Annotated in this window: 19 protein-coding genes; 6 read left to right on the forward strand and 13 right to left on the reverse strand. The window is 68.2% G+C overall.

Annotation, left to right across the window (positions count from 1 at the left end):
• Window positions 1-164 precede the first annotated feature (164 nt).
• Window positions 165-536 (reverse strand): DUF6319 family protein, encoded by a 372-nt coding sequence (locus ACWDUN_RS26525; RefSeq protein WP_449933411.1) that lies wholly within the window; start codon window positions 534-536, stop codon window positions 165-167.
• Between the two features lie 126 nt (window positions 537-662).
• Here ACWDUN_RS26525 and ACWDUN_RS26530 point away from each other — a divergent pair, with 126 nt between their 5' ends.
• Window positions 663-1,562, forward strand: coding sequence for an alpha/beta fold hydrolase (locus tag ACWDUN_RS26530; protein ID WP_449933412.1), 900 nt, complete (start codon window positions 663-665; stop codon window positions 1,560-1,562).
• Here the strand turns inward: ACWDUN_RS26530 and ACWDUN_RS26535 are convergent.
• From ACWDUN_RS26535 to ACWDUN_RS26560, 6 genes are all read right to left on the reverse strand, one after another.
• Window positions 1,559-2,629, reverse strand: a complete 1,071-nt coding sequence (locus ACWDUN_RS26535; RefSeq protein WP_449933414.1) for a GGDEF domain-containing protein — start codon at window positions 2,627-2,629, stop codon at window positions 1,559-1,561. The two genes, ACWDUN_RS26530 and ACWDUN_RS26535, sit on opposite strands and share 4 nt — an antisense overlap.
• Before the next feature lie 228 nt (window positions 2,630-2,857).
• Complete coding sequence (locus tag ACWDUN_RS26540; RefSeq protein WP_449933416.1) at window positions 2,858-5,734, reverse strand: MMPL/RND family transporter; 2,877 nt, start codon at window positions 5,732-5,734, stop codon at window positions 2,858-2,860.
• A 124-nt stretch (window positions 5,735-5,858) separates the two neighbouring features.
• Window positions 5,859-6,662, reverse strand: coding sequence for a transglutaminase-like domain-containing protein (locus ACWDUN_RS26545; RefSeq protein WP_449933418.1), 804 nt, complete (start codon window positions 6,660-6,662; stop codon window positions 5,859-5,861).
• Window positions 6,663-6,676: 14 nt separating this feature from the next.
• Entirely contained in the window at window positions 6,677-7,396 is a 720-nt protein-coding gene (locus tag ACWDUN_RS26550; protein WP_449933420.1) for a TVP38/TMEM64 family protein, read from the reverse strand.
• Complete coding sequence (locus tag ACWDUN_RS26555) at window positions 7,393-8,805, reverse strand: NCS2 family permease (protein ID WP_449933422.1); 1,413 nt, start codon at window positions 8,803-8,805, stop codon at window positions 7,393-7,395. The genes ACWDUN_RS26550 and ACWDUN_RS26555 overlap by 4 nt, the downstream gene beginning before the upstream one ends.
• Before the next feature lie 9 nt (window positions 8,806-8,814).
• Window positions 8,815-11,124, reverse strand: coding sequence for an AAA family ATPase (locus ACWDUN_RS26560; protein ID WP_449933525.1), 2,310 nt, complete (start codon window positions 11,122-11,124; stop codon window positions 8,815-8,817).
• 367 nt (window positions 11,125-11,491) lie between these two features.
• On the opposite strand from ACWDUN_RS26560, the gene ACWDUN_RS26565 reads away from it, so the two are divergent.
• Entirely contained in the window at window positions 11,492-13,288 is a 1,797-nt protein-coding gene (locus ACWDUN_RS26565; protein WP_449933424.1) for a hypothetical protein, read from the forward strand.
• Window positions 13,289-13,388: 100 nt separating this feature from the next.
• On the opposite strand, the gene ACWDUN_RS26570 is transcribed toward ACWDUN_RS26565, so the two are convergent.
• The 4 genes from ACWDUN_RS26570 to ACWDUN_RS26585 form a co-directional block, all read right to left on the reverse strand.
• Window positions 13,389-14,081, reverse strand: a complete 693-nt coding sequence (locus ACWDUN_RS26570) for a hypothetical protein (protein ID WP_449933425.1) — start codon at window positions 14,079-14,081, stop codon at window positions 13,389-13,391.
• A gap of 68 nt (window positions 14,082-14,149) precedes the next feature.
• Window positions 14,150-14,419 carry an AAA family ATPase gene (locus ACWDUN_RS26575; RefSeq protein ID WP_449933427.1) on the reverse strand — a complete coding sequence of 90 codons (270 nt, stop codon included), beginning with the start codon at window positions 14,417-14,419 and terminating at the stop codon, window positions 14,150-14,152.
• A 136-nt stretch (window positions 14,420-14,555) separates the two neighbouring features.
• The gene (locus ACWDUN_RS26580) at window positions 14,556-14,963 is read right to left on the reverse strand and encodes a hypothetical protein (protein WP_449933429.1); all 408 of its coding nucleotides are present in this window, start codon (window positions 14,961-14,963) and stop codon (window positions 14,556-14,558) included.
• A complete protein-coding gene (locus ACWDUN_RS26585) occupies window positions 14,963-15,703 on the reverse strand; it encodes an SDR family NAD(P)-dependent oxidoreductase (RefSeq protein ID WP_449933431.1) in 741 nt (246 codons plus the stop codon). Before ACWDUN_RS26585 ends, ACWDUN_RS26580 begins: the two co-directional genes overlap by 1 nt.
• A gap of 64 nt (window positions 15,704-15,767) precedes the next feature.
• Between ACWDUN_RS26585 and ACWDUN_RS26590 the strand changes: the two genes are divergently transcribed.
• Genes ACWDUN_RS26590 through ACWDUN_RS26600 form a run of 3 tightly spaced genes read left to right on the forward strand, consistent with a single transcriptional unit; the run spans window position 15,768 to window position 18,930 of the window.
• On the forward strand, window positions 15,768-16,304 hold the full coding sequence (locus ACWDUN_RS26590; protein WP_449933433.1) for a hypothetical protein: 537 nt from the start codon (window positions 15,768-15,770) through the stop codon (window positions 16,302-16,304).
• Window positions 16,305-16,314: 10 nt separating this feature from the next.
• Window positions 16,315-17,388 (forward strand): NAD(P)H-dependent amine dehydrogenase family protein, encoded by a 1,074-nt coding sequence (locus ACWDUN_RS26595; RefSeq protein ID WP_449933434.1) that lies wholly within the window; start codon window positions 16,315-16,317, stop codon window positions 17,386-17,388.
• A complete protein-coding gene (locus ACWDUN_RS26600; RefSeq protein WP_449933435.1) occupies window positions 17,389-18,930 on the forward strand; it encodes an acetolactate synthase large subunit in 1,542 nt (513 codons plus the stop codon).
• On the opposite strand, the gene ACWDUN_RS26605 is transcribed toward ACWDUN_RS26600, so the two are convergent.
• A complete protein-coding gene (locus tag ACWDUN_RS26605; protein ID WP_449933437.1) occupies window positions 18,927-20,003 on the reverse strand; it encodes an SAM-dependent methyltransferase in 1,077 nt (358 codons plus the stop codon). The genes ACWDUN_RS26600 and ACWDUN_RS26605 overlap by 4 nt on opposite strands.
• Before the next feature lie 62 nt (window positions 20,004-20,065).
• On the opposite strand from ACWDUN_RS26605, the gene ACWDUN_RS26610 reads away from it, so the two are divergent.
• A complete protein-coding gene (locus ACWDUN_RS26610) occupies window positions 20,066-20,800 on the forward strand; it encodes an SHOCT domain-containing protein (RefSeq protein WP_449933439.1) in 735 nt (244 codons plus the stop codon).
• On the opposite strand, the gene ACWDUN_RS26615 is transcribed toward ACWDUN_RS26610, so the two are convergent.
• Complete coding sequence (locus tag ACWDUN_RS26615; protein WP_449933441.1) at window positions 20,801-21,931, reverse strand: beta-mannosidase; 1,131 nt, start codon at window positions 21,929-21,931, stop codon at window positions 20,801-20,803. It abuts the gene before it with no gap.
• Between the last annotated feature and the right edge of the window lie 6 nt (window positions 21,932-21,937).

Here is a 21,937-nt window from a genome sequence, read left to right on the forward strand (position 1 = left end):
TCGTGACCGACCGGTGGGGCCGCACGTTGACCGCCGCGTCGCTGGCGCGCCCACCGACCGGGCCACCCCCGCATGTGGCACCGTGCCGCGGTCCGTCGGGGGAGAAGGCCCAATGGATGTGGTACACCCCCTTCCAACCGAAGCCGACGACGGACAATTAGCGGTCAGTCCAATCCGGCGAGCGCGGCGCGCGCCGCGGCCAGTTCCGCCTCCAAGGCGGCCACCCTTGCCGCCTGCTGGCTGCGCGCCTCCTCGATGACGGCATCGATGGGACCCGACAGGTCCTCGTGCAGTTCCTTGGCCGCGCGCGACACCGCGGCGGCCGCGACGGCCAGTCCCCGCGTGAGATAGGTGCTGCCCTGCTTGAGCTCGGCGTGCCACTCACCGTCGGCGGTGCCGGTGACCGTCAGCGTCAGCTCCAGCGTCTTGGCCTTGCGGCCGGCCCGCTTGGCCGACGCCTTCTTCGGCTCCGCGGCCTCCGACACCGGCTCCACAGGCGCGGGTAACGTGGTCGCGGAGTCGGCTTCTACGGTCATCGTGTCGAAAGTCATTGCTACGGTGTATCCCTCCGGGTATCGGTTCCGGTACCGATTAGAACACACGTTCGACCATCGGCGTCCGCGTGCCACGCCGCCCGACACGCATCAGTAGGGTTGTCCTCCGTGGGGAGTGATGAGCGCGATCTGAGCACGGCGGGTTCGGGTGTGGAGCCGCCGATTCCAGAGGAGGTCCGGCAGCGGCTCGCCCTGCTGGAGCGGCACGCACCCGGCGAGGGTGCCCGGTGGGCCGCCGAACTGTGGTGCACCCCGCCCGCGGTGGAGATGAGCCTGCGGATGCCGCCCGGCGTGCCGCCGAGTCAACCGGTCGAAGCCTCCTGGGAAGGGCACCGGATCGTCGGGGAATCCTGGGGCGACGGTGAGCCGGTGTACCTGGTCCACGGTTGGGGCGGCTGCCAGGCGCACATGGGCGTCTTCGTCAAACCGCTGGTCGAGGCGGGCCATCGCGTGATCGCCTTTGATCTGCCCAGCCACAACGGATCCGAGCCCGGCGACCTCGCGCCCGGTCGTACCACAATCGTCGAGTGCGCCAAGGCCGTTGCGGCCGTCATCGCCGAATTCGGGCCTGCCCGCGCGGTGATCGGGCACTCGCTGGGTGCCAAGTCGACCGCGCTCGCGGTGTCCTGGGGCGCGCAGGCGCAGCGCTTGGTCTTTCTCGCGCCGATGGGCGACTTCGACTGGTATGTCGATGTTTTCGCTCATCGACATGGATTCGGACCCCGCATCCGCGAAAGAATGGTCGGCCGTCTGGACCGCAGGCTGAAGATGCCGTTGTACGACACCGACATCTCGGCGGTCGCGGCCCGGCCGGAAAACCCGCCGCTGCTGCTCATCCACGACCCCGATGACCCCGACAGCCTGTACGAGACCAGCGAGCAGCTCGTCGCGCTGTGGCCAAATGCCAAGCTGCACACCACCAAAGGTCTGGGCCGGCTGGCGCACTATCGCCTGCTGCGGCACCGTCCGGCGATCGACGCCGCCGTCGAGTTCATCTCATCGGCTTAGGCGGGCCGGGCACGCTTCTCGGCATACATGAGCTCGTCGGCGCTCGCCAGTAGATCCTCCAGGCTGCTGGTGTCCCCGGGGGTCACCAACATCAGGCCGATACTGGTCGACAACCGGTAGGAACGGCTCTGCGTATCGTTGCAATCCTCGAAAGCCGCATTCAGTCGATCCTTCAACGCCACCGGGTCGCTCTCTGAACCGATTGCCAGCACGCAGAACTCCTCGCCCCCCATGCGGGCGAGGATGTCGGACTTGCGCAGCGTCTCGCGCAGCACATTGGCCACGTCGACGATCACGGCGTCGCCGACGACATGCCCTTGATTGTCGTTGACCTGCTTGAGTCCGTCGACGTCGATGAAACCGAGCAGACCGTCGAGACCGTCGCGGCGGGCGGCCTGCAATGCCGACTCGGCCACCAGATAGAAGCCACGACGATTGGTCACGCCGGTCAGTTCGTCGGTCACCGACATGTGCAGCATCGCCGTGTTGGCGCGTTCCAGATCGGCCGTGCGATCGAGCACCCGCTGTTCCAGTTCGGCGTAGATCTGGACGTTCTCCATCGCGACGGAGGTCGCATCGGCCAGCGCCTGCAGCAGCGAGACCTCCTCCTCGGTCGGCTGCCGCTCGTCGGCCCAGTAGTTGCCGATGGCCCCGACCGGATCGAGCTTGCGGATGGGCACCATCACCAGGCTCTTGACGAATGTCGGGCGATACGCGTCATGGGGGATGCGGTCATCGGCGTAGATGTCGGGCACGACCGCGGCCTGGCGGTTGAGCATGGCCCACCCGCTGATACACGATTCCAGGGGGAACCGGCTGCCCTTCCAGAGCGGACCGATGGCGTCCTCGTCGGCGTAGTAGCACTGGCCGTTGTCGCGCAGGACGAAGGTGGCGCCATCGCACCCGGTCAACGCGCGGGCGGCGGCCCGCACGATGCGCTGGATCTCGGGCAGGCTGCGCGCGAGCGACAATTCCTGGACCGCCTTCAGAAGGTGATCCATACCGCGCACGTAGTGGCTTTCGTCGCCCGGCGTGGTGGGCACGTGTGAGATCTCCTCGACGCTCATCTGCCCTCCGTTCGGGTTTTCTCCGCGCAGGGCCGCCGGGGTAGTCCCGGTCAAGATCGTACTCGTTCGATCTCGAATTGACGTGTTTGCAGAATTCTTCGCTGTAGTAGCAGTTCGGCGTCCAGATTACAGGTATTTACCCGCGCAAGCGCCCCCAAGCGGCACGTTGCGACAGCAGTCAAAAATTTGCTACAGATGTTTCGGCTGAGGCTGGCGAGGCGCCGGAGCTCAGACGGAGGCGGTTTCCTGCGGCTGTGGCGGCGGGGTCGGGCGCGCCGGACGCTGGCGCACCACCTGCGGCCACCAGAACCATTTGCCCAACAACGCAGCGATGGCCGGGGTCATGAACGACCGGATGACCAGGGTGTCGAACAGCAGTCCGAGGCCGATCGTCGTACCGACCTGGGCCACCACGACCATCTCACTGACGAACATCGACATCATCGTGAAGGCGAACACCAGACCGGCGGCGGTCACCACCGAACCGGTACCGCCCATGGCCCGGATGATGCCGGTGTTCAGCCCGTCGTTGAGTTCCTCCCTCATCCGGGCCACCAGCAGCAGGTTGTAGTCGGCGCCGACGGCCAACAGCACGATCACCGCCATCGCCATCACCATGAAGTACAGCTCGATACCCAGGATGTGCTGCCAGATCAGGATGGACAGGCCGAACGACGCCCCGAGGGACACCACCACGGTGCCGACGATGACCGCTGCGGCGATCAGACTGCGGGTGATGAGCAACATGATGATGAAGATCAGGCTCAACGCGGCGACCCCGGCGATGATGAGGTCGTAGTTGTTGCCCTCTTGCATGTCCTTGAACGACGAGGCGGTACCGGCCATGTAGATCTTGGACCCCTCCAGCGGGGTGCCCTTGATGGATTCCTTTGCGGCCGTCTTGATCTGGTCGATCAGCTTGATGCCGTCCGGCGTCAACGGGTCATCGGCGTGCGAGATGATGAACCGCACGGACTTTCCGTCGGGGGAGATGAAACTCTCCATGCCGCGTTTGAAATCCGCGTTGTCGAAGATGTCGGGCGGCAGGTAAAAGGTGTCGTCGTTCTTGGCGTCGTTGAACGCGTCGCCCATCGCGCTCTGGTTCTCCGACATCTCCATGCTCTGGTCCTGAATGCCCTTTTGGGTCTGATACATCCGCAGCATCATGTCGCGCGAGGATTGCATCGATTCGATCTGCGCGGGCATGACCTCCAGCATCTGCGGCATCAGCGCGGCCATCCGGTTCAGATCCGGCAGCACCTCTTCGAACTGGGTGGTGAGCCGGTCGGTGCCATCCAATGCGTCGAACACCGACCGCATCGACCAGCAGATCGGGATGTTGTAGCAGTGCGGTTCCCAATAGAAGTAATTGCGGATCGGCCGGAAGAAGTCGTCGAAGTTGGAGATGTTGTCGCGTAGTTCGGCGATGTCGACGGCCATCTCGTTGGACTTGGTCACCATGCTCTGCGTGGTGTCGCTCATCTCCCGCATCAGCGACATCATCCGGTTCATGGTGTCGATGCTGGACTGCATGTCATCGGCCTGGGCCAGCATGTTGGCGAACATGTCCTCCATGTACGCCTGATTCATCTGCTGGCTGGAGCCGCTCATGCTCATCTGCGCGGGGATGGTGCTGAATTCCAGCGGTTCGCCCTGCGGGCGGGTGATGGCCTGGACGTTGCCGACTCCCGGGACCCGGAAGATGCCCTTGGCGATCTTGTCGATCACCAGGAAGTCGGCCGAGTTCCGCAGATCGCGGTCGGTCTCGACGAGCAGCACCTCGGGGTTCATCCGCGCCACCGAGAAGTGCCGTTCGGCGGCGGCGAAGCCCTCCATGGCCGGCAGATTGTCGGGCAGGTAGTTGCGGTCGTTGTAGTTGGTCCGGTAGCCGGGCAGCGCGAGCAGACCGATCAGCGACAGCACGATGGTGGCGAACAGCACCGCGCCGGGCCAACGCACCACCACGGCGGCGACGCGACGCCAGCTGCGGATCCGCATGGCGCGCCTGGGTTCGAGCAGGTTGCGGTAGCGGCTGGCGACGGTGACGATGGCCGGGCCCAGCGTCAGCGCGGTGAGCACCACGGTCGCCATGCCGAACGCCATCGGGATGCCGAGGGTCTGGAAGTACGGCAGCCGGGTGAAGTGCAGACACAGCATCGCGCCGGCGATCGTCATACCGGAGCCGAGCACCACATGCGCGGTGCCGTGGAACATCGTGTAGTACGCCGACTCGCGGTCCTCGCCGACCGATCGCGCCTCCTGATATCGGCCTATCAGGAAGATCGCGTAGTCGGTGGCCGATGCCACCGCGAGCGTCACCAACATCTGGGTGGCGAAGGTGGATAGGCCGATCAGCTCGTGATAGCCCAGGAAGGCCACAACGCCACGGGCCGAGGACAGTCCCAGCACCACCATCACCAGCACCAGCAGCGTGGTCAGGATGGATCGGTAGACCAGCAGCAGCATCGTGATGATCACGGCGAAGATGACGCCCTCGATCACCCGGACGCTGCGGTCCCCGGCGATCTGCTGATCGGCGACCAGCGCCGACCCGCCGGTCACATAGACCTTGATCCCCGGCGGCGGAGCCACGGCATCGACGATCTGCTTGGCCGCCTCCACCGACTCGTTGGACAGCGCCTCGCCCATGTTGCCGGCCAGGAACACCTGGACGTAGGCGGCCTTGCCGTCGGCGCTCTGCGCGCCGGCCTCGGTCAGCGGGTCGCCCCAGAAGTCCTGCACGTGCTCGACGTGGCGGGTGTCGGCTTCCAGCCGGTCGACCAGGTCGTTGTAGTAGATGTGCGCGTCGGCGCCGAGCTTCTGCTCGCCCTCCAGCACGATCATGATCTGGCTGTCGGAGTGGTATTCGTCGAACACCTGCCCGATGCGCTTGCTGGCGATGACCGACGGCGCGTAATCGGGGCTCATCGACACCGAACGCATCTGGCCGACGGTCTCCAGCGGAGGCACGGTGACCGTCACCAGGCCGACCAGCGCGATCCAGCCGATGATGATCGGGATGGCGAAGGTACGGATGAACTTGGCGATGCCGCCGCGGTGTTGCTCCTGGGGAGTTACGACCGTCGCCGCTGAAGACTCGGGCACGTCCGGTCTCTCCTCCTGATCTGTTAGAGGTGCTTTGTTCTTACCAGATTTGGCGCTGCGATGGCAGGACAGGCTGCCCTAACCGGGCCGGTGTGAGCGAGTTCTCGTCCGCACCGACCCATCGTCAGTGCAGTGACAGCAGCCGATCCGGTGCGTCGGCGGGCAGATCGCCGTCGGTGATGGCGAGCACCGACAGCAATGTCAGGGTGATCGCGCCGTTGTGGTTGTCCAGGAACGCGGTGTCGGCGGCGTCGCGGCCGGTCGCGATGCGGACCATGCTGTCGCGCGGTGCCAGCAGGGTGGCGTCGACGACCCGCCAGTGCCCGTCGACGAACGCCTCGGCGACCGCGTGGAAGTCCATCGGACTCAGGCCTGGCGCATAGACCGACACCAGCCGCGCCGGAATCCCGACCGCCCGCAGCAGGGCCACCACCAGATGCGCGTAGTCGCGGCACACCCCGGCGCCGGCCAGCAGGGTGTCGACCGCACCGTCGATGGGGTCGCTGGAACCCGGAACGTACTGCAGCCGGCGGCCGACCCAGGTCGACACCCGTTCCAGCAGGGCATTCGGATCGGTGAGCTCACCGAATTCGGTTGCTGCGAAGCCGAACAGCTTGTCCGCTTCGGCGTAGCGGCTGGGACGCAGATACATCGACAGGTCGTAGTCGGTGACCGGTGGGGGATCGGCATGACCGGTCACGGTGGCCGAGTAGTCGACCCGCAGATGACCGATGCCGGCGTCGAACTTGTGGATGCGGTTGCCGTGGGTGCCGCTGATCTCCTGCGCGGTGACCGGTTTGCCGTCCAGGACGAAACTCAACGATTCGCGCACCTCGGCGCCCGGGTGGGGTGCCACGGCGATCTGGAATTCCAGCGTGGTGGGCGAGGTGATGTCGACCTCGAGCACGGCGCCGACTTCTCGCTTCATCCGTCGATCATCCGTCAGCCCCGTTCAACCTGCGAATCGGGTGGCTCGGTGTCGGGTCGTGGCCGGTTGCGCCAACTGCGCAAACCCCGGTGGGCGGCGAACGCCCCGACGACCGCCGTCACGCACCAGACGCCGATCGCGGCGTACACCAGCGGGGAGGACAGGTCACCGACCGAAGCGCCGAGTGCGGTGTAGACGAAGGCGCGCGGGGCCGATCCGATGATCGCGCCGACCGTCATCTGCCACAACGGGACTCCGAACGCGCCGAAGGCGTAGGACGCTGCGGCATCGGAGATGCCGGGGACGAACTTCTGCCCGACCACCGCCCACAGCCCGCCCCGGGCGATCAGCGCGTCGATGCGGTCGGCCCGCTCGGCGCCCAGCAGCACCCGGGTGCTCTCCCGCCCGGCGCGCCGCCCGGCCAGGCCGGCGATGGTCGCGGTGCCCACCGTGGCACCGAGCGTGACGAACACTCCCACCACCGGACCGAACAGCAGACCGCTGCCGGCGGCCAGGATGGGTCCGGGCACGAACAGGCTGCCGAGCACCGCCGAGACGATGACGTAGACCAGCGGGGCGACCGGTCCGGTGGACGCGACCGCGGAGCGGATCTCGTCGATCTCCAGGACGCGCTCGATGCCGATCAGGTACCACAGGCCGAGCAGGAAAGCTGCCAGCAGCGCGAGTCGGACGATATGCGCGCGCCGGGCCGGTTTCTCGATCTCGACGGTCATGCCCCGATCAGGGAGTCGATCCAACCCCGTCCGAAGTAGAGCAGGAACCCGGCCGCCACGATCCACAGCAGCGGGCTGATCTCGCGGCCCTTGCCCGCGGCGGTCCGCACGATGACCCAGGAGATGAACCCGACGCCGATGCCGTTGGCGATCGAATAGCTCAGCGGCATCACCGCGACGGTCAGCACAACCGGCAGCGCGATGGAGAAGTCGGCCAGATCGATCTCCCGCAGATGCGAGGCCATCATGGCGCCGACGATCACCAGCGCGGCGGCGGCCACCTCGGTCGGCACGATCGCCGCCAACGGGGTCACGAACATCGCCGCCAGGAACAGTGCGCCGGTCACCAGGCTGGCCAGCCCGGTGCGCGCACCCTCGCCGATACCGGCCCCGGACTCGATGAACACCGTGTTCGACGATGCCGAGGCCGCGCCGCCGACCACCGCGCCCGCGCCCTCGACCACCAGGGCGGACTGCAGACGCGGGAAGTTGCCGTGCTCGTCGGACACCCCGGCCTGGCGGGCCAACCCGGTGAAGGTGCCCATGGCGTCGAAGAAATTGGTGAACACCAGGGTGAAGACCAACATGACCGCGGCCAGCACGCCGATGCGGCTGACGCTGTCGAGGCTGAACTCACCGACGAGCGACAGGTCGGGCAGCGCGAACGGTGAACCGCTCAGCGTGGGCACCGACAGTCCCCAGCCGCCCGGCTTCTCGGTGGCCGAACCCAGATGCCAGATCGCCTCGATGACGACCGCGACGACGGTGCCGGTGATCAACCCGATCAGGATCCCGCCGCGGATCTTGCGGGCCACCAGGATGCCGGTGAGCAGCAGCGTGAAGACGAACACCACCGTCGGGATGTTGGTGATCGATCCGGCGCCCTGCACGCCCAGGCCCACGGGCGGGGACGGACCACCGGTGGAGGCGACGAAGCCGGCGTCGACCAGCCCGATGAACAGGATGAACAAGCCGATGCCCGCCGTGATCGCCAGCTTCAGCTGGATCGGCACGGCGTCGAAGATCAGCCGGCGCAGCCCGGTCACCGCGAGCAGCACGATGATGACGCCGTTGATGACCACCAGGCCCATCGCCTCGGCCCAGGTCAAATCGCCGACCACCGAGGACGCCAGGAACGAGTTGATGCCCAGGCCCGCGGCGAACGCGAACGGCAGCCGCGCGATGACGCCGAACAGGATCGTCATCACCCCGGCCGCCAGCGACGTCACGGCCGACACCTGGGTGAAGCCCAGTTGGTTACCGGCGACGTCCGGCGCCCCGGACAGGATGATCGGGTTCAGCACGATGATGTAGGCCATCGCGATGAAGGTCACGACACCGCCGCGCAGCTCCGAGGAGATCGTCGAGCCGCGGGCGGTGATTTCGAAGAAGCGGTCCAGCCGGTTCACGGTTCGACCTTAAGGCGTGACCGGCGATGACGAGCGGTCACGGGCCCATTGCAGGAAGTCCGCAGCGGCGAACACGGGTTTTCCGAGCTCGTGCGCCTTGCGCGCCTTGCCGGACTGGGTGCCCTCCTCGGCGGTGACCAGCACCTCGCAGCGGGTCTTGGTCACCGACTTCACCGGAGCCAGGCCCGCACCCTCGGCGATGCGCATCATCTCCTCGCGGGGCACCTCGTGGCCGGCGTCATCCAGCGCCATACCGGTGAAGCAGACCCGGGCACCGGGCACCAGCACCGCGCCGATATCGCCACCTTCGGCCGCGGACTGCATTGCCGCGTCGACGATCTCGACGCCGAGCAACCGGCCGGCGGCGCGCAGCCGCGCGAACGCCTCGGGCGTCAGCCGGACTCGGCCTGCGGCCGCACGTAGCTGACCGGCCACCGAATGCCGGGCCGCGGCGATCCACGGGTCCTCGGGCAGCGCCTCGGGCGCGGGCAGGCCGAGCAGCGCGGGCCCGACATGCCGGCTGACCTCCAGCAGCGCCGACAGCGCCGGTAGCCGCGCCGAGGTCGGTGTCGCCGCGGACTCGTCGCGGGTGAGCAGATGCCCCGACAGTGATTCGGACGGGTCGCCGAACGCGGTGCAGCCGGCGGCCGGGGCGCCGGTGAAGGCGGTCAGTGCCGCGGTGGCGCGGTCCAGGGCCCGTGCACCGGTGACGCGACCGCGCGCGTCGGCACCCAGCGGCATCACCGTCACATGGCCGAGGCGTTTGAGTTCAGAGTCGATCAACCCCAGCGTCTCGTCGATACCGGGCCCGACGGGTGTGCAGCCGGTCAGCATCGGCGCCACGACGCCCCAGGCCTCGGCCAGGGTGGGCGCCAGCAGGATGTCGGCGACGGTGATGCCGTAGGCCACTCGGGCGTCGGCCAGATCGCGCTGCGGATTGATCAGCGTGCTCACCGCGGTGCCATCATCGAAGGCGACGGCCAGTTCGACGGGGCGCGGCCGCGACATCCGGCCCTCATCGCCCACGGTGAGAATCCCGATCGCGCAGTAGCGGCGCGCCCCGTCGTCGGGCCCGTCGGCGCTGTGCAAGAACCGCGCGATGCGGCGGTCGGTCTTCAAATCCTTGGGCAGCACAGGCCGTTTGAGCACCAGCCCGCTCATCGAGGTGCACCGGCTGAGCGCGACGTAGAGCTGACCGTAGGAGAACATGCCGCCGGTCAGGTCGACGACCAACCGGTCCAGGGTCTGGCCCTGACTCTTGTGGATGGTGATGGCCCAGGCCAGTTTGAACGGCAGTTGGGTGAAGGTGCCGCACACCTCGTGGTGCAGCGAGCCGCCCTCGACCACGGGCCGGGTTGCCTCCCAGGTGACCGGTCCGACCTCGGCGCGGCTGCCGTCGTTGAACTCCACGACCACCGAATCGTCATCGGCGACCTGTGCGATGACCTTGCCGAGTGTGCCGTTGACCCAGCGGTCGGCCTGATCGTTGGTGAGCATCATGATCTGCGCACCGACCTTGAACCGCAGGGTCTCGTCGGCCGGCGGATCGAACAGGCTCAGGTCGCCGGTCTGGCGGGCATGGTGGGTGATCTCGGCACCGGGCAGGCGCTCCAGATGCTGCCGGTTGCGCGCGGTCACCAGCCGGTTCGTCGGCGCCAGCGTCAGCCAGAACTCGTCGTCGGGGGGGACGAAGTCCGGGTCGGTGCGCGCGTTGAGTTCGGCCTGGGCGTGCCCGAGCAGCACTCCCTCGCGGATCTCGTTGAGGATGGCGGTCATCCGGTCATCGCCGAGCTGACGGAACACCGTCGTCAACGCCACCATCGGGAACTGGTCGCGGTCGAAGCTGTCGGCGGAGAAGAAGTACGGGGTGGCGTAGCGGTCGGTGAAGAACGCCGCCTCGCCCTCGGTGACCACCGGCGGCAGCTGGTACAGATCACCGACCAGCACCAGTTGGACACCGCCGAACGGGCTGCCCGGTTCGGGCCCGTAGCGTTGCAGCGCCGCGGCCACCTTGTCGAACAGGTCGGCCCGGACCATGGACGCCTCGTCGATGATCAGGGTGTCCAGGGCCTTGACCGTGCGGGCGAACCGGCCCGGGTAGTAGCGGCCGGTGCGGATATCGGCCAGCGTGGTGGTCGAGGTGAATCCGAACAGTCGGTGAATGGTGTAGCCCTCGACATTCAGCGCGGCGATCCCGGTCGGCGCGACCACCACCACGTTGCGGTCGGTCTGGGACATGAAGCGCCGGATCAGGGTGGACTTGCCGGTGCCGGCCTTGCCGGTGAGGAACATGTGCCTGCCCCTGGCGAGCAGTTCCATCGCATCCCGGAACTCGTCGGTGAGGACGAAATCGCGAGTGGGCACGTCGTCGATGGTGTCAGATCGGCACCTGCCCCGGTCGATGGCGGTTCTCCGTGGTTTCAGTCTCGTGCCGGAGGTAACCGCGCGGCTGAAGTGACGTAGGTCTGGCGGTGATCAGGCGTACCTGAGCTCAGTCCGTCGCGGGGAGGGCGGACCAGACTGAAACCACGGAGATCCCGGCGGGTTGTAACACTGCGCCGCCCACAGCGATGAATCATGCGAGACACTGCCGGGCCATTCGGCCGGTGTCGGGGGAGATGACTGCGAGTTGCAGTAGTGGCTGAGAATTGCCCTGCTCCTGTGAACGTTGAGGAGTCGATGCACGATGAGTGCGGCACGTGAAGAGTTCCTGCGGCGCAGCCTGGTGGCCGGCGTGGCCTCCACGGTGGTGCTTTCGCTGACCGCGCTGACGGTCGGTGTGGCGCCCGCGATGGCCGATCCCGACGCGGTGGAGACGACGGTCGTCGAGGTGCCGTCGCAGTCGAGCGGCGGCAGCGACGAGTCCTACGGCGAGTCCTACGACGAGCCCGCGGCCACCGCGGAGGCTCCGGTGCAGAGCCAGGCCCCGGCCGTCACCGTGGTGCCGCAGCCGACGCAGCCGTCCGTGCAGCCCCAGGCGCCCGCGCCTGAGCCGACCCAGGCGCCGGTGCCGACGCGCAGTGCCCCGCAGACCGTGGCACCCGAGACCGTGCCGCAGGAAACCGCCGAGCCCGAGACCGTCGCACCGGAAACGGCCGCGCCGCAACCCCAGCCGGCGCCGGCGACCACCAGGCGTCCGAGTACGCAGGTGACGACCTCGCAGTCCGCGCCGCCGGCCGAGCGCGAAGCCGCGCCGGAGACCACCGAGCCCGACGTCACGACCCCCGAGCGCACCGCGCCCGAAAGCACCACGGCCGACAGCACGCCGGCGCGAGTCACCCCGGCCCCGAGCCAGGCACCGGCCGCCGACGAGCCGAGCACCGAGACCGAGACACCGGACACCGAGGCACCCGAATCCGAGGCACCGGAATCCGAAGCACCGGAATCCGAGACGCCCGACTCCACGTCCGCGGCTCCGTCCACCGACGCGACGTCGGCGACCCCGGACACCGCCGACGCGACCGAGAGCGCCGAGCCTTCCGACGTCGAGCCCGTCGCCCGCGTGATCGAGACGCTCAAACCCGAGGTGCTGCAGGCCCCGGCCGACGATGTGGTGCTGGCCAGCAAAGCCGCACCGGTCGAGGTCAACCCGGCGCCCGCCCAGGTCGACGAGCTGGCCCAACTGTCATCGCTGATCGGCCTCGACGACGAGCGCGACCGTCTCGCGCAGGAGCGCCGCGAGCTGCGTGACGATCAGCGCGAACTGCGCGAGGACCAGCGTCAGCTGCGCGAAGACCAGCGCGACCTGCGCGCCGAGCAGCGCGACTTCGACCGCCGGGTCCGACAGTGGAGCCCGGACTGGGTCCAGTACGACGAGTTCTACCGGCCGATGATCGTCAACCCGTACCGCGACCCGGTGCGCATCGTCTACGAGTACCAGAACCGGCCGCGCGTGGTGACCATCCCGCCGCTGCAGCGGATGGTCATGTACGTCGCCGATCTCGCGGCCTACAGCTTCACCGCGGTCGTGCTCAATGCCGTCAACACCGCCGTCAGCACCGCGGTGGGCGTCGCCGTCGGCAGCTTCTTCGGCGGTGGCTTCATCCCGACCATCGGCGCGATCGCGCCGCCGCCCCCGCCTCCGCTGTTCCGCTACGACAATGTCCCGGTGCAGGTGCGGTATTCGGATGCGGTGTACGAGCCCTTCCGGGTGCAGCGCATCGTCGACGTCGGCGATGACGCCCGCTATGGCGAACGCCGGGTGCTGCTCGACGGGGCGACACCGGCGTGGGGCGTGTGGAAGCAGAGCGCCAGTGGCGAGCGGATGTTCGAGGTGCACCGGACCCAGCAGTACCCGGGTCTGGACGAACCGCGCGAGGGCCCCCTGCCGGGCGATTACCGGCTGCGGCTGGCGTCGGAGGAGGCGTCGTCGACCGGTGGCGGAAACCAGACGCTGCTGATCACCGCCGCGGTGGCCTGCGCGGTGCTCAGCCTGGGCGCCGTCGGTGGTGCCGCACTGCTGGGACGGCGCCGCCGGGTGTGAGTCGGCGGTCGTGACGACGCTGTCGATGACCACACCGAACTATCCGAGAATCGCTTAGAGGCTCGAGAAGTCCTGCTGCACCCGCCCGATTTCGACGTTCTCACCGTTGAAGTCGGCGCGGCATCACCACCACCGTGTACGTCTGTCCGATGAGCGGCGCCGGGAACTCCAACGGAGTGCTGCCCCTGGGGTTGACGCCGAAGTTACGGCTGACCGGAATGCCGAGCCCGTTGACTTCTCTGGCTTTGTAGGTGCATTGGGCCTGCAAGTCCGAGGTGTTTCCCACAGTCACCTTGGCGCGCAACCCTTCGCGCTTGATGCTCAGCGTCACGGCGTTTGTCGGCGCCTTCTCGACGGGCGGCGGAGGCGGAGGCGGAGGCGGCGCGGGAATTGGCGCGGGAGCCGGCGCCGGGGCGGGCCTCGGAGGCGGAGGCGGGGCCACGGCACGCGGCTCACCGAGAGCGAGGCTGACGACGCTGTACTCTCCGCCGTCGTCGCGACGCATGCCCACGCCGAAATCCTTGTAATTGCAGTTGTTGATCAAAGGGCGCATCTGGTTGACGAGCTCGCTGATCGCCTCCGCGGTCGGGTCACCGATCATGTCGCCCTCGGCTGTCTTGCCGTTGTAGCGGCCCGACGGGGGTACTCCCGGTGATCTGTTTCCGGCGACAGCCTGCGCGTTGCCCTCCAGGTCGATGTTGTAGTTCAGCGGGGGACAGTTGGTTCGTGCGGCGTTCACGGCACCACGAATGGCGTCGAGCGGGCTGGCGTGCGCAGCCGGCGCAGCCGCCACCCCGGACAGGGTGAAAGTGGCCGCGAAAAGCGCTGCAGATGCGACGGATACACACGGTCGGGTCGTGGTCACGGGTTGTTCAGTACTGCCGGATGCACCAGGCTCAGCAAGTCGGCAAGCGAAACGTAGGCCAGTACCGATTCCGTCTGCGCCGGCCGCGTGGCCAGCACCTGAAAGTGACGCTCGCGCGCTTGCTCTATTCCGGCCAGCCAGAGGGTGGTCTTGCCGATTCCCGCTTCGCCGTCGATGAGCAGAATCGTGGGCTCGCGTGACGCAGAGTCGAGGAACCGCGACACTGCACCGAATTCCGCATCACGAGTCACCACCCCCGCAGCCACCTGGGGATCATTTCACGCGATCGGGATTTGCCGGATTCAACCGGCACCCGGGCTCGAGAGCCTCCCACATGAGCGCCCCGCAGGCGTGTTTCTGGTCGAGTGGTATGAGCCCACCGCCGTCCCGGGCGGTCATCACTCAGGCGTGCACGTTGCTCAGGCCGACCGCCCCGCGCAGGCCCGAGCAGTTGACGCAGCCGATGCAGCCGACGCAATCGGTGCAGCCCGCGCACGCGACGCAGGCCGCGCATTTACGGCACGCCACACACGCGATACACGCGACACAGCCGACCAGCGCCGCGCACAGCACCGAGAAGGCGCTGCCCACCACGGCGAATCCACCGGCCACGCCGGCGCTGGCGCCGGTGGCGATCGAGCCCGCGACGCCGGCACTGTGCACGGTCGCCACCGACCCGGCGACCCCGGCGCTGCCGACGGTCGCGATCGAACCGGCCACCGCGGCGCTGCCGACCGTGCCGATGCAAGACTGCACCTCGGTGCTGCCGACGGTGCCGATCGAGTCGGAACCCGTGTCGATCTCGGTCATCAGTCCGCGCCCTTTCCGTTGTCGACGCGGTAGACCGCGCCGTGGATTGCGGCGGCGTCGTCACTGGCCAGGAAGGCGATGGTCTTGGCGACGTCGACCGGGTCCATCATTCCCCGGGGCGCGGCGATGCGCATGATCAGGTCCCAGTCGGCGTCCTCGGGTGCGGCGAACTCCGTGACCTGCGCGGTCAGCATCCCGCCCGGGCACACCGCGTTGACACGCAGCTTCTCCTTGGTGAACTCCACGGCCATCGCCCGGGTCAGACCGATCAGGCCGTGCTTGGCCGCGCAGTAACCCGCGGAGTAGACCTCGCCCTCCACGCCGGCCACGGAGGCGACGTTGACGATGTTGCCGCCGGCGGCCAGCAGATGCGGCAATGCGGCCCGGGACAGGAAAAAGGGTCCGTTGAGGTTGACGGCGAGATCGCGGTCCCAGTCCGCATCGGTGACCGCCGAGGTGCGCCGCATCTGGTGGAAACCCGCCACGTTGGCCAACACGTCGACCCGCCCGAAGGCCGCCACGCAATCGGACACCGCCTGCGCACACGCCTCGGGTGCGGCGATGTCATAGGACCCGAACCGGCCGCCGGGCACGTCGGCGAACACCTCGGCCATCCGATCGGTGTCCCTGGCCACGCCGTACACCGTCGCCCCGCGCTCGGCGAACAACTTCGCGGTGGCGGCCCCGAGACCCGCCGACGCCCCGGTGATCAATGCGACTTTCCCGTCCAATGAGGTCATACCGGCACCTTCTCACGGAGCAAACGCCGGACGCGTCAGATGGGCCCCTGCAATACTGCGTGGCGTGAACACTTTCCGCGGGTTGTTCGGTGCCGTCCTGCTGGCCGTCTCGATGATCGGGTTCGCGGTGCCCGCGCAGGCGAACCCGAACCAGCAGGTGCTGGAGGGCGTCTATACCTACAAGCAGGAGGGCCTGCCCGACGCGAACTGGTCGATCTACCCGATCTGCGTGCCGGTGGTCGGCGATCTGCGCGTCGAGATCCGCGACCCCGTCGCCTGCATCCTGCACGTCAGTTCCACACCGACCGCGGTGGCCAAGGGCGGCGACGCCAAGCTCACCGGCGGCATATGGACCTATAACGTCAACACGATGGACGGCCTCACCTGTCCGAACGGTGACACCGCGCCGATCTACGAGACCTTCAAGTTCGACACCATCACCATGAGCGGCACCCGCAGCATCGCGCACAACCAGGTGTGTGGCCTGCCGGCCACCATCGACGTCAAACCGTTCACCATCGCCTTCAAGGAACCGCTGCCGATCCCGGTGCAGAAGTACCCGTTGTACTGCGAGCCCGGCGGCCTGCGGCGCTGCTTCTAGAGAGGACGCCATGACCAAGCGGATCGTCGTCTGGGGTACCGGATTCGTCGGCAGCATGGTGATCGCCGAGATCGTCAAGCACCCGGCGTTCGAACTCGTCGGCGTCGGCGTCAGCGACCCCGCCAAGGTGGGACGCGATGTCGGCGAGATCTGCGGTCTCGGTGCGCCGTTGGGCATCGCCGCCACCGATGACGTCGACGCACTGATCGCGCTCGAACCGGACGCGCTGGTGCACTACGGACCGACCGCGGCGCAGGCCGATGCCAATATCGAATTGATCAGCCGGTTCCTGCGGGCCGGTATCGACGTCACCTCGACCGCCATGACGCCGTGGGTGTGGCCGAAGATGCACCTTAACCCGCCGAACTGGATCACCCCGATCACCGAGGCCTGTGAGGCCGGCGGCGCATCGTGTTTCACCACCGGTATCGACCCCGGCTTCGCCAACGACCTGTTCCCGCTGACGCTGATGGGTCTGTGCTCGGAGGTGCGCAGCGTGCGCGCCTCCGAACTGCTGGACTACACCAACTACACCGGTGACTACGAGTTCGAGATGGGCATCGGCCGGCCGCCCGAGTACCGGCCGCTGCTGGAGAGCCCGGAGATCCTGATCATGGCATGGGGTGCAACGGTTCCCATGATCGCGCACGCGGCGGGTATCACCCTCGACGAGATCACCACCACCTGGGAGAAGTGGGTCACCCCGGAGGACCGCAAGTCCGCCAAGGGTGTCATCGAGGCCGGCAAGGTGGCCGCGGTGCGGTTCACCATCAACGGCCGCTTCGGCGGCCAGACGCGCATCGCGCTGGAGCATGTGAACCGGATCGGCCTGGACGCCGCACCGGACTGGCCCACCGGCAACGACAACGACGTCTACCGCGTCGATATCGAAGGCACACCCAGCATCTCGCAGGAGACGGCGTTCCGCTTCACCGACGGTTCGGGCCGCGACGCCGCCGCCGCGGGCTGTCTGGCCACCGGCCTGCGGGCGCTGAATGCGGTTCCTGCCGTCAATGACCTGCCGCCGGGCTGGGTGACGGCACTGGATCTCCCGCTGATTCCCGGTGTCGGTACCATCCGCTAGATGGGTTCCGGAGCGAATGTAGTCATCGATCGATTACTGGCCGGGGGAGTGTCGGCGTGCTTCGCCAATCCGGGCACCTCCGAGATGCATTTCGTTGCGGCCCTTGATGATGCGCCCGATATGCGGGCCGTGCTCTGCCTGTTCGAGGGGGTGGCCACCGGCGCCGCCGACGGGTATGCCCGCGTCGCCGGCCGACCCGCCGCCACCCTGCTGCACCTCGGCCCGGGTCTGGCGAACGGGCTGGCCAACCTGCACAACGCCCGCCGCGCACACACCCCGGTGGTGAACATCGTCGGCGATCACGCGACCCGCCATGTCGAGTTCGACGCGCCGCTGGAATCCGATATCGAAGCGTTGGCCGGCTGGCCCGACGGGCTGGTGTACCGACCGGCGTCGGCCGCGGCGCTGGCCGCCGCGGTTGACGCAGCGATCGCCGGCGCGTCCGGGCCGCCCGGCCGGGTGGCAACGGTGATCCTGCCCGCCGACTACTCCTGGAGCCCCGCGGAATCAAGCGACCTGTCCGACGAGCCGGCGGCACCCGTCGCCGACCACGGCGGGATCGGGGTGGCGGCCGCGGTCGAACTGCTGCGCGAATACGGCGAGCAGACGGTGCTGCTGCTGGGCGGGGCGGCGACCACCGCCGACGGACTGACGACGGCCGCCCGCATCGCCGCCGCCACCGGGGCCCGTCCGCTGGTCGAGACGTTCCCCGCGCGACTGACCCGGGGCCGCGGCATTCCGGCCATCGAACGGCTGGCGTATCTGGCCGAACAGGCCGAGCAGCAACTCGACGGGGCCACCCAGGTGCTGCTGGTCGGGACCCGCGCGCCCGTCGCGTTCTTCGCCTACCCCGGCCGCGCCAGCGGACTGGTGCCCACCGGCGCGCAGGTGCATGCCCTGGATCCCGCCGATCTGGCCGAGCTGGCCGAAGCGCTGGGAGCGCCGGCGCCGGCCGCCGCGGACGTGACCGTGCCGGAATTGCCCGAAGGCCCATTGACGGCGGCCAATTGGGCGCAGGTCATCGGGGCGCTGTTGCCGGAGAACGCCATCATCTCCGATGAGGCCAACACCAGCGGGGTGCTGTTGCCAGCCGCCACGGCCGGGTCGCCACCGCATGACGTGCTGACCCTCACCGGTGGCGCCATCGGTCAGGGACTGCCGGTGGCCGTCGGTGCCGCGGTGGCCGCCCCGGACCGGCCGGTGATCGCGCTGCAGGCCGACGGCAGTGCGGTGTACACGATCTCGGCGCTGTGGACGATGGCTCGCGAGAACCTCGACGTGACCGTGGTGATCCTGAACAACCACGCCTACGCCATCCTGCAGATGGAGCTGGCCAGGGTGGGTGCCGTCGCCGGCGGCGACAAGGCCCGCTCGCTGCTCGACATCGGCAATCCGGATATCGACTTCGTGGCCATCGCAGCGGGTTTCGGGGTCCCGGCGTCGCGGGCGAGCACCGCCGAGGAACTGGCCGAGCAGTTCGCCGCGGCGCTGGCCGAGCCTGGCCCGCACCTCATCGACGCGGCGGTGCCGGGGTTCGGCTAACGGCTGCGCGGCTTCTTGTGCAGCACCACCTGGGCCATCGGAATCTGCATCTCCTGCGGTTCGGCCGCCATCCGGGCGGCGATCCCGGCCTCCAGTGCATCGCAGAACGCGCCGCGACGCTCGGCCGCGACGAACCCGCCCAGCGTGGAGAACACCGCGGCGCGCAGGAAGGAACCCCACTGCGCGCCGAAAGCGGTTGCGTCGCCGTCCTTCTGGTACTGACGCCAGAACCGGTCCTCGGCATCGAACACGTCCAGATGTTCGATCGTCAGTTGTTCGAGTCGGCCCGACGGCGCGAACGGGGTGGCGAAATCGGCGGCGCGGCGCCCGACGATCGGGATGGACATCGCGGAAAGCTCGTCGCCGGTCAGCACACTGCGTGCCACGAGTTCGCCCAACTCGGCCATCAGCGCCGCGAACAACGGGCGGTAACCGAACTCGCCGTTGTCGGCGATCGCCATGGTCATCACCACCGCCCGGCCACCCGGACACAGTTCGCGGCCGCGGTAGGCGACGAACTCATGCCAGTCGCGCGCCGCCAACCGGTCATGGCTGGAGCGGATCGCCTCGTCGGCGCTGAACGAGGCGTGGATGTGATCGGTGACGATGGCCGGAAAGCTGCTCAGCCACAGGATGGACCAGGACGACCAGCCCAGGTTGACGGTGTTGGCCGGCAGGATCTGGGTGTAGAACGAGCGTCCGACCGCCGAGGAGTATGTCGCCGGGTCATGGCGCAGGTAGCTGTCCGGATCGTCGGCCAGCACGCGGAACAGCTCGGAGAAGTCGTTGTCCGGGACGTCGGTGTGGGTCACCAGGATGGAGTGTTCGGGCCGCGTCCGCTTGCGCAGCACCGCGATCGCGGCATTGAGCGGCAGCAGCGAGTTGTGGCCGTTGGCCGCGCCGTAATCGGCGATCACGATGGGCAGCGGCGGCTGTGGCAGCGGGACGGCGGCCGCCGCCTCCTCGAAGAGCCCGATGGCCTGCTTGAGCCCGGCCGCCTGCAACCGGGCAGCGGCGCTGTAGTCACCGCTGCCCACCGGGACCGGGCGTACCACCACGCTTGACTCGGGCATTGAGGTGAGGGTAGTCGCGTACACCGGGACGCGCCCCCGAAGTGCATGTCAGACTTCGCGGTATGTCACCCGCCACCGTGCCCCGGCTGCTCACCATCATCGCCGTGGTGACCATGATCGCCGCCGGGATCGGATTCGTCGTCACGTTGATCCTCAACGTGTTCGTCTTCGACCGGTACAACGCCTACGGTGAGGTCCCGATACCCGGACGGGCGGAAATGCAGCTGCCCGCCGGTGAGGTGACGATCAGCTTCCACACCCAGATCATCGGCAGCACGGGCGGCGGCGGATTGCCGATCCCGGATCTGCGGATGGCCATCGAGCCGCCCGAGGGTGTGCCCGAACCCGACGTCGTCGAGAGCATCGGCGGCACAACGACGGTCAACAACGATGCCCGCGTCCGGGTGTGGGTGGCTCAGGTCGCCGAGGCCGGTCGATACACCGTTCGCACCGACGGCAACGTCGGCGCATTCCTGCGCCCGCGGCTGGCGTTCGGGCAGCCGAGCTCGCTGGGCCAGGCACCGTGGTGGTGTGCCGCGGTGTTCGGGCTGGGTCTGGTGGACCTGATCGTCGCGCGGGTGTGGGCGGCCCGGGTACGGCGCACCGCGCGGCCGGTGTCGCCGACGTTCGACATCGGCGACACTCCGGTGGTGACATACCAACCGGTGCAGTCCTACACACCGACCGAGGACGGTATCCGCATCGAGCAGCTCAAGACGCTGGCCGCACTGCGCGATTCCGGTGCCCTCACCGAGGCCGAGTTCGAGTCGGAGAAGCGTCGGCTGTTGGGTGGCTGACTAGACCTCGCGTCCGACCAGACGCATCAGCGGGTCACCCGGACCGATGTCGAGCGTGCATTCGCCGTGTCGCGGATCGGGCACGAAGGACCAGAACATCGCGCCGGCCGCCCCCTGCCTGCGCATCTCGGTGAAGGCGTGCCGCAGCACCTGCTCCCGGTCGTCGACGGACCCGCAGGACCCGGCCTCCATGCCGATCTCGGTGATCAACAGCGGCTTGTCCAGTGCGCGGGCCTGATCGACGCGGCGGGGCAGTCCGTCGAAGTGGTCACCGGTCAGCGAATCGGTCGCCTCGTAGAAGTGGTACTCCAGCACGTCGATGCCCGGGGATGCGCTCACGTGCTCGAACTCGGCACCGGCCGAGCCGCACTGTCCTCCGCCGGCGTGACCGCTGAAAACCGGTGTGCCGGGGTCCAGTTCGTGGATCCGGGCACCGGTGACGTCATAGAACGCCCGCAGCACCTGAGCCGAGTCGGCATGGCACTGGCGCAGCTGCCAGGTGCAGGCGCTGTCGGCACAATCCGACGGCTCGGGCTCACCGACCGCGGTCCAGCCCGCCAGCGCCGGCGAGTCACCCCAGCGCTGCACGGCGGTGTCGAGCCACTGGGAGAACGTCATCGTCATGCCGGGGGTGAGGTCGGTGCGCCAGCCCTCGGTGTACCACCGGTACTCCTTGAACGTGTCGCCCTCACAACTGCCCTCATTGCTGGACAGCACCGCGATGAGCAACTGGCCGTGCCGTTCCGCGGCCCGCACCACGGCGTCGAGTGCGCTGAAATCCAGCAGGCCGGTTTCCTTGTTCGTCGCCAGACTGGAGAACGCGTTGAACCGCGTGAGCGAGTGCGGGGGCAGTTGGCCGAAGAAGGTGTCCAGGTCGACCTGGGCGCCGCAGCCGGCATTGACCGACCAGTCGGTACCCAGCTGATAGGCATTGACCCCGATGGGCCACCACGGCTTACCGCCGAGGGTCAGTCGCGTGCCGTCGATACCGACCGCCGGGGTGTGCACCGGTGTGACCACCTCGGGCGAGGTGGCTCGGATGAAGACGCGTTCAGGTGCCGGTGCCGAGCACGCCACCGTCACCGCCGCGACCAGGCACAGCAACAATGTGCGAAGCGGCCAGCGGGTCATAAGCCC

Source organism: Mycobacterium sp. NPDC003323 (genome assembly GCF_053589535.1).